A 14,397-nucleotide genomic window follows, 5' to 3' on the forward strand; every position below is an offset into this window, starting at 1 on the left:
TTTGCATCGGACTTCGGTTCCTTTCTGATTTTGGATTTACAGGAGTATTTCCGCTGCGCACACAAGGGCGCACAGCGCAAGCGCGCCCCAGCCGCTCAGGGGCAGGGGAACGGACTTTTTTCGGGTGCGGCCGCGCGCGCCGCGGTAGCCGCGGGCCTCCATGGCCATGGCGAGCTCGTCGGCACGCTTGAAGGCGCTGAGGAAGATCGGCACGATCAGCGGCAGCATGGCCTGTGCGCGCTCGTGCAGGCGGCGGCTTTCAAAGCGCGCGCCGCGCGCGATCTGCGCCTTGCGGATGGTGTCGGTCTCCTCGAGCAGCGTCGGGATGAACTGCACGGCGACGGACAGGATCATCGCAATGTCCTCGACCGGCAGCCGCACGAGCTGCAGCGGGCTGAGCAGCGTCTGGATCGCGCCGGTGATCTCGAGCGGCGGCGTCGTGCACGTGAGCACGTTGCTCATCACGAGGATGAGCGCGAGCCGCACCGTCACCTGCGCGCCCTGCACGATGCCGGGCACGGACAGCGTGAGGATCCACCAGTGCCAGATGGCGTCGTCGGTGGCGAAAAACAGGGCGTTCATCACAAAGATGAGCAGGAAAAACCAGCCCATGCGCGCCACGGACGCGAGCGCGGTGCGCAGCGGCAGGCCGCAAATGGCCACGATGGCGGCCGTGACGGCGAGCAGCAGCGCATAGCCGAGCCAGGCGTCCGTGCACACGGTGGCGACGATAAGGATGAGAAAGCCGAAAAACTTCGCCCGCGCGTCCAGCCGGTGCAGGATCGAGGTGCCAGGAGTGAACTGCCCGGTCAGGTGTTCCCTCATGGGTGGCCACCGCCCTTCGCGCGCAGCACGGCCGCGAGCAGCGCGTCATAGCTTGCGATGTCCTGCGGAATGTCCAGCCCGCCCTGCTTCAGCAGGGCGGCGGCGGTGCGGCTCTGCGGCACGCCCAGCCGGTGCGCGCGCATCCAGTCGAGGTCGGCGTAGATCTCCTCCGGCGTGCCGTCGCGCACGAGCTGCCCATCCTCCAGCACGAGCAGCCGCCGGGCATACGCGCCCAGACAGTCGGCGTTGTGCGAGACCATGAGGATGGTCATGCCGCCGCGGTTGAGCTCGGTGATGAGCTGCAAAAACGCCTCGCGGCCGAGCGGATCGAGCCCCGCGATCGGCTCGTCAAGAATCAGATACTCCGGCTTCGTCGCCAGCACGCCCGCGATGGCCACGCGCCGCTTCTCCCCGCCGGAGAGGCCCATCGGCGGCTGGTCGTGGACTTTCTCGAACGAGAAGCCCACGGTCTCGAGCGCCCAGCGCACGCGCGCCTGCTTTTCGGCGGCGCTCAGGCCGCTGTGCTTCAGGCCGAAGGCCACGTCCTTTTCCACGGTCGTCTCAAAGAGCTGGCACTCCGGGTACTGGAACACGATGCCGACCTTGCGCCGCAGGATGCTGCGGTCATAGCGGCGGGCGTGGATGTCCTGCCCGTCGAGCATGACGGTGCCGGCCGTCGGCGTGAGCAGGCCGGCCATGATCTGGATGAGCGTGGACTTGCCGCAGCCGGTGCGGCCGAGGATGCCGACGAAGCTGCCGTTTTCGACCGTGACGGACACATCGCGCAGCGCAGTGGTCTCAAAGGGTGTCCCCGCGCCGTAGACACACGTCAGATTCGTTACTGTGATCGGCATAGTTCCTCCGCAAGCTCCTCGAGCGTCAGCGGGCAGCGGGCGAGCACGATCCCGGCCTGCTTCAGGTCGTAGTACATCTGCACCGGCATCGGCGGCGTGAGCCCTGCCGCGGCCAGCAGCTCCGGCTGCGTGAGCATCTCGCGCGCCGTGCCGTCGGCGATCATTTTGCCGTTGTGGATGAGATAGACGCGGTCGGCGCCGATGGCTTCTTCAATATAATGTGTAATCATGACGACGGTCTTGCGCTGCTGCGTGTGCAGGCGGCGGATCGTGCGCAGCACCTCCTGCCGGCCGTCGGGGTCGAGCATGGCGGTGGCCTCGTCGAACACCAGAATGTCCGGCGACAGGGCCAGCACGCCGGCCAGCGCCACACGCTGCTTCTGCCCGCCGGAGAGCGTGTGCGTCGCGCGGTTTTCGTAGCCTGCCATGTCCACGGCGGCGAGCGCCGCGGCCACGCGCGCGGGGATCTCGTTTTCCGGCACGCCGTAGTTTTCCAGCCCGAAGGCCACGTCCTCGCCCACGATCGTGGACACGAACTGGTTGTCCGGGTTCTGAAACACCATGCCGACCTTGCGCCGCAGCGCCCAGCGGTTGGCGGGGTCGGCGGCGTCCATGCCGTCGACGGTCAGCGTGCCGTGCTGCAGCGGCAGCAGGGCGTTGAAGTGCTTGACGAGCGTGGATTTGCCGCAGCCGTTGTGCCCGAGCACGGCCACAAACTCGCCGGGGGCGACGTGCAGCTGCGCGCCGTTGAGGGAGCGGCGGCCGCCCGGCCCGTCGTAGGAAAATCGAATGTCGTGTGCATCAATCATGATCGGATCGCCCATACTCTTTATCGTGTATTTGACACAAGTATAACAAAAAACGACCGCCGCGCAAGCCCCGAGGGGGGATGTTTTTTCGGGAAAAAACCACACAATATGCAAATGCTTGTCCCGGTTGACGTGCGCACGCTTTGGCGGTACAATAGCAGCACGAATCAGAAAGGATGACTGCCATGTACAACGGTTATTATTATGGCTTTGATATGACGTATCTGGTGCTGGTCGTGCCGGCGCTGCTCATCGCGCTCATCGCGCAGATCCAGGTCAAGAGCGCGTTTTCGCGCTATGCGCGCGTGCGCTGCACGAGCGGGCTGACCGGCGCACAGGCGGCGCAGCGCATCCTGCAGGCCAACGGTATCACGGATGTGCGCATCGAGCACATCTCGGGCAAGCTCACCGACCACTTCGACCCGCAGGCGAAGGTCATCCGCCTCTCGGACGAGGTCTACGGCGTCGCGTCGATCGCGGCCGTCGGCGTCGCGGCGCACGAGGCGGGCCACGCCGTGCAGTACGCGACCGATTACGCGCCCATCCGCATCCGCGCGGCCATCATCCCGGCCACGCGCATCGGCTCCAATCTCTCGTGGCCGCTGCTCATCGCGGGGCTGATCTTCAACTGGTCGGTGCTCGTCTGGGCGGGCATTCTGCTCTTCGGCCTCGTGACGGTGTTCCAGCTGGCGACGCTGCCGGTGGAGTTCAACGCTTCCCGCCGCGCGCTGGCCGCCATCGAGTCGCGCAACCTGCTCACGGACGACGAGCTGCGCGGTGCGCGCAGCGTCCTGCGGGCGGCCGCCATGACGTATGTCGCGGCGCTGCTGGTGTCGTTCGCGCAGCTGCTGCGGCTGATTATTCTCTACGGCAACCGCCGCCGGGATTGACACGGCCGTTGCAATCGACGGCAAAGTATCGTAAAATAGCAGGTACGAACGGTACCTGCTATTTTCTTTTTGGGGTGATCGTATGCATCGCATTTTTATCGTGGAGGACGACGCGGCCATTGCCGCCGCGCTGCAAAAGCACCTGACGACGTGGGGCTTTGACGTGCGCTGCGCGGAGGATTTCCGCAATGTGCTCACCGAGTGCACGGCGTTCGATCCGCAGCTCGTGCTGCTGGACATCACGCTCCCGTTTTATAACGGCTACCACTGGTGTCAGGAGCTGCGGCGCGTGTCGAACGTGCCGGTCGTGTTCATCTCCTCAGCGTCGGACAATATGAACATCGTCATGGCCATGAACATGGGCGGGGATGATTTCATCGCCAAGCCCTTTGATCTGAACGTGCTGCTGGCGAAGATCCAGGCAATCTTGCGCCGCACGTATGATTTTGCTGCGCCCGCGCCCACGCTCGAGCATCGCGGCGCCGTGCTCAACACGGCGGATGCGAGCCTGATGTATCAGGGGCAGCGCATCGAGCTGACGAAAAACGACTACCGCATCCTGCAGACGCTCCTCGAGCGCAAGGGCAGCGTCGTCAGCCGCGAGACGCTCATGGAAAAGCTCTGGGAGACGGACAGCTTCGTGGACGAAAACACGCTCACGGTCAACATCGCCCGTCTGCGCCGCAAGCTTGAGGCCGCCGGTCTGTCGGATTATATCACGACGAAAAAGGGCCTCGGCTATCTCATCGAGTGAGGGGGCAAGATATGTTTGGTGCCTATGTGCGGGAAAACCGCAAGGTCGTGATCGCGCTCGCGGTTTACACGGCCGTGTTCGCATTCATATTCTGGCTCTACCGGCTGCCGCTGGGCGCGGTGGGGTATGCGGCGCTCGTGTGTCTGTTTTTGCTGCTGGTCTGGCTTGCGGTCGATTACCGGCGCTTTGCCGTGCGTCTGCGCCTGCTGCGGCGGCTGGAGCAGGAGATCACGCTCAGCACCGAGCAGCTGCCCGAGCCGGACGGTGCGCTCGAGGCGCAGTATCAGGCGCTCGTGCGCGCGCTCGATGCCGACCGCCGCGCACAGCTGACGCGCAGCCAGCAGGGCTATCAGGAGCTGGTGGAGTATTACACCGTTTGGGCGCACCAGATCAAAACGCCCATCGCCGCCATGCGCCTGCTGCTGCAGGATGCGGACACGGACGAGCAGCGCGCCCTGCTCGAGCAGCTGCAGAGCGTGGAGCAGTATGTGGAGATGGTGCTCGGCTATCTGCGGCTCGAGAGCCCGTCGTCAGACTATGTTATCCGCAACTACGCGCTCGACGATATCGTCCGGCAGGCGGTGCGCAAGTATGCCTCGCAGTTCATCCGGCGCAGGCTGCGCCTGGAGTACACGCCGCTGAATGTCAGCGTCATCACGGACGAGAAGTGGCTGCTGTTCGTCATCGAGCAGGTGCTCTCCAACGCGCTCAAGTATACCCGCAGCGGGTCAGTGTCCATCACGCTCGAGGCGCCGAAAACGCTCTGCATCCGCGACACGGGCATCGGCATTGCGCCGGAGGACCTGCCGCGCGTGTTTGAAAAGGGCTTCACCGGCTGCAACGGCCGCACGGACAAGCGCGCGACCGGCATCGGCCTGTATCTCTGCCGCCGCATCCTTGAAAAGCTCGGCCACACGATCGCCATCACCTCGACCGTCGGCGAGGGCACGACGGTGCGCATCGGCCTGCAGCAGGACGCGCTCGAGGTCGAGTGAGCCTTACAGAATCGTAAGTTTCCGCCGGGAAAATGTAAGCCAGATGCATGGCAGCCATTTCCCCGGCGGTTTATACTGAGCCTGTCATTACACAGGAGGTAACGGTCATGTCGTTTTTGGAAGTTCGTCATGTTCAGAAAATTTACACCACCCGCTTCGGCGGCACGAAGGTGCAGGCGCTCACGGACGTGAATTTCACGGTCGAGAAGGGCGAGTACGTCGCCATCATGGGCGAGAGCGGCAGCGGAAAGACCACGCTGCTCAACATCCTTGCTGCGCTCGATAAGCCCACCGGCGGCGAGGTCGTGCTCGACGGCCGGCCGCTGAGCACCATCCCCGAGCGGGAGATCGCGGCCTTCCGCCGCTCGCAGCTCGGCTTCGTGTTTCAGGAGTTCAACCTGCTCGATACGTTCTCCGTGCAGGACAATATTTTCCTGCCGCTCGTGCTCGCAGGCAAGGCGTATCCGGAGATGGCCGCGCGCCTTGCGCCCATCGCCCGGCAGCTTGGCATTGCCGAGCTGCTGCAGAAGTTCCCGTATGAGCTCTCCGGCGGCCAGAAGCAGCGCGTGGCCGTCGCCCGCGCGCTCATCACGCAGCCGAAGCTCGTGCTTGCCGACGAGCCGACTGGCGCGCTCGACTCGCGTGCGACGGATGAGCTGCTGCGTCTGTTTGAGGATGTCAACCGCGGCGGTCAGACCATCCTTATGGTCACGCACTCGGTCAAGGCGGCCAGCCACGCCTCGCGCGTGCTGTTCATCAAGGACGGCGAGGTGTTCCACGAGATCTATCGCGGCGAGAGCTCGGATGAGCAGCTCTATCAGAAGATCTCTGACACGCTCACGATGCTGGCAACGGGCGGTGAGCACCATGCGTAATCTCTACCCGCGTCTGGCGGCGACGAATCTGAAGAAAAACCGCCGGTTCTACCTGCCGTATCTGCTGGCCTGCATCGTGATCGTGGCGCTGTTTTGCATCATGCTCACGCTCGCGAGCGATCCCTATCTCGGTCAGATGCAGCACGGCGGCAGCGTCAGTCAGGTGCTCGGTTTCGGCGTGTTCATCATGGCGCTGTTTTCCGCCATCATCCTCTTTTATACGAACAGCACCTTCACCAAGCAGCGCAAGCGCGAGTTTGCCATCTACAACATCCTCGGCATGGAAAAGCGCCACATCTCCTACGTGCTCTTCTGGGAGTCGCTGTACACGGCGGCCATGGCGCTGTTTTTCGGCCTCGTGGCGGCGGGGGTGTTCTCCAAGCTCCTGCAGCTCGTGCTCATGCGGCTCATCGGCGGGGAGGCTACGTTCGGGCTGAACATCAGACTGATGAGCATCGGCTATACGGTGGTGTTTTTCGGCGCGCTGTTTTTGCTGCTCCTGCTCAATACCATCCGCATCATCCATCTGTCGAACCCCGTGCAGCTGCTGCGCGCCGGTAGTGAGGGCGAGCGCGAGCCGCGCAGCAAGTGGATCCTCGCACTGCTCGGCGCGGTGTGCCTTGCCGCGGGCTATCTCATTTCCCTGCGCACAAACGTGGCCTTGTACGCCATCCAGAATTTCTTCCCGGCGGTCATCCTTGTCATCATCGGCACGTATCTCACGTTTATCGCGCTGAGCGTCGTCGTGCTCAAGGCGCTGCGGAAAAACCGGCGCTACTACTATAAAACCAGCCACTTTGCCACCGTCTCCGGTCTCATCTACCGCATGAGCCGCAACGCGGCCGGTCTTGCGAGCATCTGCATCCTCTCGACGATGGTGCTCGTGACGGTCTCGACCACGGTGAGCCTGTATAAGGGCGTGGATGCCTATGCCGCCGTGCGCTGGCCGCAGGATATGACGCTCACGCTCATGACCGACCCCCGGACGAACACAGTGCCGGACGTCGCGCCGGTTTTGCGGGTGGTGGATGATGCCATGACGCGCTCGGGGCTCACGCAGAGCAATGTGCACGGCTATCGCACCGTCAGGTTTTCCGCGCAGCGCAGCGGCGATGCGCTCGATCTCACGAGCGAGCAGCTCACCGGTTCGAGCGCCGATGAATACGCCGTCATGGTTCTGGACACGGAGGGCTATGCCGACCTGACCGGCGAGCAGGTGACGCTTGCGCCCGGCGAGGCGCTCGCATGGACGGACGGCGCAGCCTTTGGCGACACGCTCACGCTCGGCGGCGATACGCTGCGGCTGCGGCAGCTCGATAGCTTCTCGCTCGTCAGCGGCAGCTCCATCATGGGTCTGCACACACTGTATCTGGTCATGCCGGATCTCGACAGCGTGCTCGAGCTGCGCGCGCAGCAAAACGCCTATACTAACGAGCACGGCGGCACCCGCAGCATGCTCAACTACACGTACCAGTTCGACCTCTCCGGCACGGACGACGAGCAGCTCGGCGCGCTGCACGCACTGCTCTGCGACCCCGCGTTTGAGTCTGCTGCCGAGGCGGCGAACGTGAATTACACGACCGATATGCGCGCCGATGGCTATCCCACGCTGCGCAGCACGTACGGCGGCTTTTTATTCCTCGGCTTTTTCCTCGGGTTCGTGTTCCTGTTTGCGACGGTGCTCATCATCTACTACAAGCAGGTCTCCGAGGGCTATGACGACCGCGGCCGCTTCCGCATCATGCAGCAGGTCGGCATGACGCCGAAGGAGGTCAAGGCGACCATCCGCACGCAGGTGCTGCTCATGTTCTTCCTGCCGCTTGTGACGGCGGCGATCCACATCGCGTTCGCGTTTCCGCTCATCAAGCAGATCGTGTTCGCCTTCGGGCTGCAAAACGTGCATCTGTTTTTGCTGTGCACGCTCGGAACGTTCGGCGTCTTTGCGCTGCTGTACACCTTTGTGTACCTGCTCACGGCGCGCACGTATTACCGCATCGTGCGCATGACGGATTGAATCAAAAAAGTCCGCACAGGCACTGCCTGTGCGGACTTTTTTTGTATATGTGGCCTCAGCCCCAGAGGGCGGTCAGCATGGGAATGATCTGCTTTTTGCGGCTCATCACGCCGGGCAGGAACACGGCGTTGTCCTTCGGCTCGACCGAGAAGGCGGAGCGGATCGTGTCGTCACTGCCGATGTAGAGCAGGTTCGTGCCCTCCAGGAGCACGTCCGTGACCATGAGCGCGATCATGTCATAGTGCTGCTGCTCGAGCTTCGTGGCCATGACGGCCAGCAGCTCGTCCTTGCGCTCGAGCACCGCGGCCGAGTCGAGCGACGTGACCTGACCGACGCCGAGATAGTGGTCGGCGATGTGGAACTCCTTGAAGTCGGTGAAGCACAGCTCGTCGGCCGACTTGTCGCCCGCGCTCGAGGCGGCAAAGAGCAGGTTGCCCAGCTCCTTGAGCGAGACGTTGGCGATGCGGGCCAGACGCTCTGCCATGGCGATGTCGCGCTTCGTGCACGTGGGGGATTTGAACATGACCGTGTCGGACAAAATGGCGCCCGCCATCAGGCCCGCCATGTTCGGAGACGGCATGACGCCGTGCTCCTGATACATATTGGTGATGATGGTCGTCGTGCTGCCGACGGGCTCGTTGCGCACGCGGATGGGCTGCGTGGTCTGAATGTCGGCCAGGCGGTGGTGGTCGATGATCTCGAGGATCTCGGCCTGCTCCAGACCGGGCACTGCCTGCGCCATCTCGTTGTGGTCGACCAGCACGACGCGCTTGCGCCGCGGACGCAGCAGGTGATAGCGCGAGAGCGTGCCGACGACCTTTTCGTTCTCGTCGAGCACGGGGTAGCAGCGGTAGCGGCTCTCGAGCACGACCTCACGCACGTCGTCGATGTAATCATCGAGGTGGAAGCTGACCAGATCCTCCGTGTTGCACGGGCGGGAGATCGGGATCGCCTGATACACCAGTCGCGCCACGCGGCTGGCATCGAGCGGGGTAGAGATGACGCAGGTCTTGCCGGCGTTTTCAAGCCACGCGGGATCGACGTCGGTCTGGCAGAGGATGATGCACTGCACGCCGATGTCGAGCGCGCGGCGGATCATATCCGGCTGGTTACCGCAGAGAATGATGCTGTCGGGGTCGGAGAAGAGCAGGTTGTCGCAGCTCTGTGGCAGGGCGATCGTCACCACGCCGGACACGCGGTCGACCTGCTCGGCGCCGTCGTTGAGGATGCGTCCCTCGATGACGCTCAGGAGGTTGAACAGCGGCAGCGCGTCCACGTGCCGGTCGCTGATCGTGCGCATGCTGTAGGCCGCGATATCGCCGGCGGAGAGCATACCGTAGAGCGTGCCGTCCTCGTTGATGATGGGCATGGCGGAGATGTCCTGGTCGCGCATGATGTGCCAGGCGCGGTCCATCGTGACGCTGGAGTTGAGCGCCGGCGGCGTGTCAAAGTCCAGATCGCGCACCTGCGTGCGGACGTTGCTGATCGTGACCGGCTCCTGAAAGCCGAAGCGATCGAGCAGACGCTTCGTCTCATCGCTGATGTGGCCGAGATGTGCGGCCACGTAATCCCGGTTGCCGAGCGCGTTGCGCAGTGCGGCATAGGAAATGGCGGCCGCGATGGAGTCCGTGTCCGGATTCCGGTGGCCGGTGACGTAGATTCTGTTCATGTATTGTGTAACTCCTTTGGCGTTGTTGTGAGGTAAACCATATCATATTATAATCTGACGCCCTGCCTTGTCAATCGTTGTTCGGAAAAGTGCAAAAACTGTCCGGTTTGTTGGCAGGCCTCTGGTCATGGTCTGACCAGATACGTTGTGATAAGCGATAAAAATGGGACAGTTGACGAAAACCAGTTGCACATTGTCAAAAATTATGCTATCTTTGGTTCAAAAGGCTTCTGGTCGAACCAGATGTAAGACCGGAGACCCGCGACGAACTGTGAGAGGTGGAAGCAAACCATGAAAGACCTGAAGCATCTGATCTATTTTGAGAATCTGCTGCAGGAGGCCAACAACGAGCTGGTACAGCAGGCCAAGGCGGAGGGGGAACACGCCCTGGGCTACACCTGCTATTTCGTGCCGGAGACGCTGCTGAACCTGCCCGGCTGCTTCTCGAGCCGCCTGCGTGCGCCGAACACCGGCAGCATCGACGTGGGCACGTACTACATGTCGAGCAAGATCTGCTCTTACACCCGCAGCATCCTCGAGCGCGGCATCGAGGGCGGTTATGACTATCTCGACGCGCTGCTCTCGTCCGAGACGTGCCAGATGATGCACCGCGGTCACGAGCATTTCGAGATTCTCGGCCTTGTGAAGGAGAAAAACCCGCAGTTTTTCATGAGCATGATGGACGTGCCGTTCTCGGACGAGGACTTCGCCGTCGATCACTATGAGGAGCAGCTGCGCGTGCACGTGCTCGAGCCGCTGCACGAGACCTACGGTATTGACATCTCCGATAAGGCGATCCGTGCGGCGATCCGCGACCACAACGAAATTTCCCGCGTCATGACCGAGATCGGCGACCTGCGCAAGGCGGCGAACCCCGTCATCACGGGCTATGAGTTTCATGTCATCCAGCTCGTGAGTCAGGTGTGCCCGCACAAGCGCATCCTGCCGTACCTCAAGCAGACGCTCACCGAGCTCAAGCGCCGCAAGCCGGACGCGCGGCCGTGGTTCCGTGTGCGTCTGGTCGTGACCGGCAGCGAGATCGACGACCCCGCGTTCACGAAGCTCATCGAGGACTGCGGCGCAATGGTCGTGGCTGACCGCTACTGCTACGGCAGTCTGCCCGGCCGCGAGCAGATCGAAATTCTCGACGGGGAGACGCCGCTGCGCGCCGTTGCCCGCCACTATCTGCGCACGAGCCAGTGCCCGCGCTTCATGGAGCGCGCGCGTTCCGACGGCCGCCGCACCTACATCCGCGACCTGTGCCGGGAATACGGCGCCGACGGCGTGCTCTACGAGCAGATGAAGTTCTGCGAGTTCTGGAGCTATGAGCGCGTGCTCGGCGTGCACATCCTGCAGGAGGAGCTGGGCATCCCGACCGTCGGCATCGAGAAGGAGTACACCCTCGCCGGCGCCGGTCAGCTGCGCACGCGCATTCAGGCGTTTGTGGAGAGTCTCGAGATCAAGCACATTCAGGGAGGGAAACTGTGATGGCGGACAAGAAGGTCAAAGGCGCCGGGGATCGTTTTCTGCCCGGCAGCAATATTGCAAAGCACCGCGAGTGGCGCGGTCTGAAGGATACCTGGTACGACTATGTCGAGTGGGTCAAGGTGCTCGGCATTATGGGCGGCTTTGTGGCCAAGAGCCCGGTGCGCATCGCGCGCGGTATGCTGACCTACCGCTGGATGGGCTCATACCTCGCGGCGCTGAACATGATCGATCGCTGCGTCGAGGGGCTGCGTGGCCCGGCGCTGCGCGTGGCGCGCCTGTACCTCAACACGATCATGAAGGGCTCGACGACCTCCATCGCCGAGATGATGATGGGCGACCGCCGCTTCGGTGACAATGCCTTCGGCCGCACGCAGGTCGTGCTTGAGCAGACCATGTGCCCGGAGATCCTCGCCGGCTTCAAGAACCTGCGTCCCGCGCAGCTCGAGCCGTTCCAGGGGCTGCTGCTGTGCTACATGGATCAGGGTGCAAACCCGTACTATATCGACGCCATGGAGAGCGTCGGCCTGCCGGCGGATTCCTGCCGCCTGTCGAACAATGCCGCCGGCGTCGCACTGCTCGATGAGTTTCCGAAGATCGGCGCCTGCTGCATCTCCAATAACGCCCCGTGTGACTCGTCGACCATGAACAGCCAGCTCATCGAGCGCCACCTCGACGTGGATACGCTCCCGGCTGCCATCCCCATGCGCTGGGCCGATCCGCACACGCGCAAGTACGCCCGCGCATCCCTGCGCCGTGTTATCAGCTTTGTCGAGCAGCACACCGGCGAGACGTATGACTGGGACGCCTGCCGCGCCATGATGGAAAAGCACAATGATGAGGTGCGCAACGAGATGGAGAAGTGGAACTTCATGGCCACACCCTACACCGCCGCCGCGCTCGCGGTCCCGGCACTGTTCCATACCTTTTACTATGCGTTCTCCGGCGGCCGGAATCCCGAGGTCATGAAGACCGAGAAAAAGGTCATGCGCATCCTTGAGCAGGCGTATGCAGACAAGACCAACTGCTTCCCCAAGACGCGCTACCGCGCCCTCACATGGGGCGGTCCGCCGTGCTACTGGCTGCAGTTCCCGAACTGGCTGTATAACTGCTGGGGCATTCTGATGATTGCGGGCATGGACCTGTTTTCCGGCAATGTCATCATCGACACGACCGATGAGGAAACCATCCTTGACGGCATCGCCCGCAACTACGAGACCGGCGTCATGCGCCGCCACCTGACCGGCGGCTGGCAGCACCTCGTGGAGTTCTGGGACGAGGCGGAGAAGTTCCACTGCGACATGGTCATCCTGCACGATGACATCACCTGCAAGGGCGCGCTCGGCCTCACGGGCGTCATCCTCGACCAGGCGAAGGAGAAGCAGACGAAGCTCATGATGGTCTCCAACGACATGTTCGACCACCGCACCATCTCCCGCGCCGACATCCGCCAGCAGGTCAACGACTACATGTACTCCGTCATGCAGGCCGAGCCGCTCGATGTGTCCCTGCTGCAGTATGACGACTACGAAGGCTGGTAAACAGGAGGAAATGACGATGAAAAAACTGCTGCCAAAGCTGCTCCTCGGCGCGGCCGGCGTCTGGGTGGGGAGCATGCTTATCTACTGGTTCAATCTCGATAACAAGGCGATCTATTTCCTGGTGCGCCCGCTGCTGGATAAGCTCTACGACCACCGCAAGGTCGACGAGAAGGTCTGATGGGATTTCAGCAGATTCAGGCCCCGACGCTCCGGGAACTGTTCGTCGATCAGGTCATCGGCATGATCTTTTCCGGTGAGCTCCGGGTCGGCGACCGGCTGCCGTCGGAGCGCGAACTGTCCGAGCAGATGCACATCAGCCGCTCGATGGTGCACACCGGGCTCGAGGATCTCGAGCGCATGGGCTTCGTGCGCATGGAGCCGCGCCGCGGCAACTACATCGAGGACTACGCCCGCCACGGCAATTTTGAGACGCTCATGGCCCTCGGGAAATACGGCGGCCAGTTCGACCATGCCATCGAGAGCTCCCTCGTCGAGGCGCGCGACGCGATCGAGGGCGGCGCCATGATCCTGCTCGGCGAGCGCGGCACGCCGGCCGATATCGACCAGCTGCGCGCCATTACCGACGGGCTGCGCACGTCCCTCGCCGCGGGGGAGGGCATCGCTGCCTACGCGCGGTGGATGCGCAAGTTTGACACGACCATCACCGAGCTGAGCGGCAACCTCATCTTCCCGCTGCTCATGAACAGCCTCGCGGACGTGAGCGGCGTGCTCTGGGAGCGGTGCGTGACCTTCTGGGGGCCGGAGACGGTCATCGAGCAGGAAACGCGCATCACTGCCATGCTCGCCGAGGGCCGCGGCCGCGACGCTGCGCTGTATATCGAGAATATCTATCATCACTACTGTGATGCACACCCAAACGAGTAATACCTTTTCACATCCTTCCCCCCCTATGTAAATCCGCCTGACGGCTGCTGCCGTCAGGCGGATGACTTTTTCGGTGTCAGGAGCGGTTCAGGTTGCCGAGATAGCCGAGAATGTTGTCATTGATCTCGCCGGTGAGCGCCTGATTGTAGTTGCAGATGAACGTGCCGGCGATGAGGATCATCATCGCCTCGGCCTCGTGCATACCGACCTCCTCGCCGTAGATGCGGATGAGGCACTGCTCCATGAGCGTGCGCCACGCGCGGAACTCCTCCTGCACGAGCCGGCCGATCTCGGGGTCGTAGCGTGCGAGGACATAGGTCTGCGTCGTGGCGTTCGGGCGCTGCTCGTGCGCCGGGGCGTTGGCCACATAGTCCATAAAAGCGTTCATGTACGCGAGGTTGGAGGCATAGTCCGCGCGGTCGTGCCCGGCGAACCACTGGCTGCACTTCTCGCTCATATATTCGCGCGTATAGCGCACATACGCGAGGATGAGATCGTTTTTGCTCTCGAAATAGTTGAGCAGCTTGGCGTGGCTCATGCCCGCCTCGGCTGCAATGTCGCGCAGGGACACGTTCATCATGGGCTTGCGCTCGATGCAGCGCTGAAACGCCATGAGAATGTCCATGCGGATCTGGTCACGGTCGACAATGATCGGCATCTTGGTCGCCTCCGGGCTACTGGGATGTCTCGATTATACTGCGATTTTCGACGTCCGTCAAATGGCCGGGAAAATCCACGCCGCGCCTTGACAAAATTGTTGCAGCGTGCTATCTTTTTTGCTGACCAGTTGGTAAATCACGA

At 62.7% G+C, this 14,397-nt stretch carries 14 protein-coding genes; 9 read left to right on the top strand and 5 right to left on the bottom strand.

Going from position 1 to position 14,397, the window contains the following annotated elements; genetic code table 11:
- Positions 1-36: 36 nt before the first annotated feature.
- From OGM61_04840 to OGM61_04850, 3 genes are read right to left on the bottom strand one after another with little or no spacing between them, the layout of a single operon-like run.
- Positions 37-825: an energy-coupling factor transporter transmembrane protein EcfT gene (locus OGM61_04840; GenBank protein UYI85404.1), complete on the bottom strand. Its 789-nt coding sequence runs from the start codon at positions 823-825 to the stop codon at positions 37-39.
- The gene (locus OGM61_04845; GenBank protein UYI85405.1) at positions 822-1,679 is read right to left on the bottom strand and encodes an ATP-binding cassette domain-containing protein; all 858 of its coding nucleotides are present in this window, start codon (positions 1,677-1,679) and stop codon (positions 822-824) included. The genes OGM61_04840 and OGM61_04845 overlap by 4 nt, the downstream gene beginning before the upstream one ends.
- A complete protein-coding gene (locus OGM61_04850; protein UYI85406.1) occupies positions 1,664-2,488 on the bottom strand; it encodes an energy-coupling factor transporter ATPase in 825 nt (274 codons plus the stop codon). Before OGM61_04850 ends, OGM61_04845 begins: the two co-directional genes overlap by 16 nt.
- 185 nt (positions 2,489-2,673) lie before the next feature.
- On the opposite strand from OGM61_04850, the gene OGM61_04855 reads away from it, so the two are divergent.
- The 5 genes from OGM61_04855 (at position 2,674) to OGM61_04875 (ending at position 8,016) form a co-directional block, all read left to right on the top strand.
- The gene (locus OGM61_04855) at positions 2,674-3,378 is read left to right on the top strand and encodes a zinc metallopeptidase (GenBank protein ID UYI85407.1); all 705 of its coding nucleotides are present in this window, start codon (positions 2,674-2,676) and stop codon (positions 3,376-3,378) included.
- 82 nt (positions 3,379-3,460) lie between these two features.
- A complete protein-coding gene (locus OGM61_04860) occupies positions 3,461-4,132 on the top strand; it encodes a response regulator transcription factor (GenBank protein UYI85408.1) in 672 nt (223 codons plus the stop codon).
- Between the two features lie 11 nt (positions 4,133-4,143).
- Complete coding sequence (locus OGM61_04865; protein ID UYI85409.1) at positions 4,144-5,127, top strand: sensor histidine kinase; 984 nt, start codon at positions 4,144-4,146, stop codon at positions 5,125-5,127.
- A gap of 107 nt (positions 5,128-5,234) precedes the next feature.
- On the top strand, positions 5,235-6,002 hold the full coding sequence (locus OGM61_04870; GenBank protein ID UYI85410.1) for an ABC transporter ATP-binding protein: 768 nt from the start codon (positions 5,235-5,237) through the stop codon (positions 6,000-6,002).
- Positions 5,995-8,016, top strand: coding sequence for an ABC transporter permease (locus OGM61_04875; protein ID UYI85411.1), 2,022 nt, complete (start codon positions 5,995-5,997; stop codon positions 8,014-8,016). Before OGM61_04870 ends, OGM61_04875 begins: the two co-directional genes overlap by 8 nt.
- A 55-nt stretch (positions 8,017-8,071) precedes the next feature.
- Here the strand turns inward: OGM61_04875 and OGM61_04880 are convergent, their stop codons facing one another.
- Entirely contained in the window at positions 8,072-9,685 is a 1,614-nt protein-coding gene (locus tag OGM61_04880) for a putative manganese-dependent inorganic diphosphatase (GenBank protein ID UYI85412.1), read from the bottom strand.
- Between the two features lie 291 nt (positions 9,686-9,976).
- On the opposite strand from OGM61_04880, the gene OGM61_04885 reads away from it, so the two are divergent.
- Genes OGM61_04885 through OGM61_04900 form a run of 4 tightly spaced genes read left to right on the top strand, consistent with a single transcriptional unit; the run spans position 9,977 to position 13,596 of the window.
- Positions 9,977-11,173 (top strand): 2-hydroxyacyl-CoA dehydratase family protein, encoded by a 1,197-nt coding sequence (locus OGM61_04885; protein ID UYI85413.1) that lies wholly within the window; start codon positions 9,977-9,979, stop codon positions 11,171-11,173.
- Positions 11,173-12,711, top strand: a complete 1,539-nt coding sequence (locus OGM61_04890; GenBank protein UYI85414.1) for a 2-hydroxyacyl-CoA dehydratase family protein — start codon at positions 11,173-11,175, stop codon at positions 12,709-12,711. Before OGM61_04885 ends, OGM61_04890 begins: the two co-directional genes overlap by 1 nt.
- A gap of 16 nt (positions 12,712-12,727) precedes the next feature.
- Positions 12,728-12,889 (top strand): hypothetical protein, encoded by a 162-nt coding sequence (locus OGM61_04895; protein ID UYI85415.1) that lies wholly within the window; start codon positions 12,728-12,730, stop codon positions 12,887-12,889.
- Positions 12,889-13,596, top strand: coding sequence for a GntR family transcriptional regulator (locus tag OGM61_04900; protein UYI85416.1), 708 nt, complete (start codon positions 12,889-12,891; stop codon positions 13,594-13,596). Before OGM61_04895 ends, OGM61_04900 begins: the two co-directional genes overlap by 1 nt.
- Positions 13,597-13,672: 76 nt before the next feature.
- On the opposite strand, the gene OGM61_04905 is transcribed toward OGM61_04900, so the two are convergent.
- Positions 13,673-14,254, bottom strand: coding sequence for a TetR/AcrR family transcriptional regulator (locus OGM61_04905; protein UYI85417.1), 582 nt, complete (start codon positions 14,252-14,254; stop codon positions 13,673-13,675).
- Between the last annotated feature and the right edge of the window lie 143 nt (positions 14,255-14,397).

It is taken from the genome of Clostridiales bacterium (assembly GCA_025757645.1).
GTDB lineage: Bacteria > Bacillota > Clostridia > Oscillospirales > Oscillospiraceae > CAG-103.

Excerpts from the sequence above, each read along its gene's own strand:
- OGM61_04840 (UYI85404.1), bottom strand. The coding sequence starts at position 825 with ATGAGGGAACACCTGACCGGGCAGTTCACTCCTGGCACCTCGATCCTG.
- OGM61_04845 (UYI85405.1), bottom strand. The coding sequence starts at position 1,679 with ATGCCGATCACAGTAACGAATCTGACGTGTGTCTACGGCGCGGGGACA.
- OGM61_04850 (UYI85406.1), bottom strand. The coding sequence starts at position 2,488 with ATGATTGATGCACACGACATTCGATTTTCCTACGACGGGCCGGGCGGC.
- OGM61_04855 (UYI85407.1), top strand. The coding sequence starts at position 2,674 with ATGTACAACGGTTATTATTATGGCTTTGATATGACGTATCTGGTGCTG.
- OGM61_04860 (UYI85408.1), top strand. The coding sequence starts at position 3,461 with ATGCATCGCATTTTTATCGTGGAGGACGACGCGGCCATTGCCGCCGCG.
- OGM61_04865 (UYI85409.1), top strand. The coding sequence starts at position 4,144 with ATGTTTGGTGCCTATGTGCGGGAAAACCGCAAGGTCGTGATCGCGCTC.
- OGM61_04870 (UYI85410.1), top strand. The coding sequence starts at position 5,235 with ATGTCGTTTTTGGAAGTTCGTCATGTTCAGAAAATTTACACCACCCGC.
- OGM61_04875 (UYI85411.1), top strand. The coding sequence starts at position 5,995 with ATGCGTAATCTCTACCCGCGTCTGGCGGCGACGAATCTGAAGAAAAAC.
- OGM61_04880 (UYI85412.1), bottom strand. The coding sequence starts at position 9,685 with ATGAACAGAATCTACGTCACCGGCCACCGGAATCCGGACACGGACTCC.
- OGM61_04885 (UYI85413.1), top strand. The coding sequence starts at position 9,977 with ATGAAAGACCTGAAGCATCTGATCTATTTTGAGAATCTGCTGCAGGAG.
- OGM61_04890 (UYI85414.1), top strand. The coding sequence starts at position 11,173 with ATGGCGGACAAGAAGGTCAAAGGCGCCGGGGATCGTTTTCTGCCCGGC.
- OGM61_04895 (UYI85415.1), top strand. The coding sequence starts at position 12,728 with ATGAAAAAACTGCTGCCAAAGCTGCTCCTCGGCGCGGCCGGCGTCTGG.
- OGM61_04900 (UYI85416.1), top strand. The coding sequence starts at position 12,889 with ATGGGATTTCAGCAGATTCAGGCCCCGACGCTCCGGGAACTGTTCGTC.
- OGM61_04905 (UYI85417.1), bottom strand. The coding sequence starts at position 14,254 with ATGCCGATCATTGTCGACCGTGACCAGATCCGCATGGACATTCTCATG.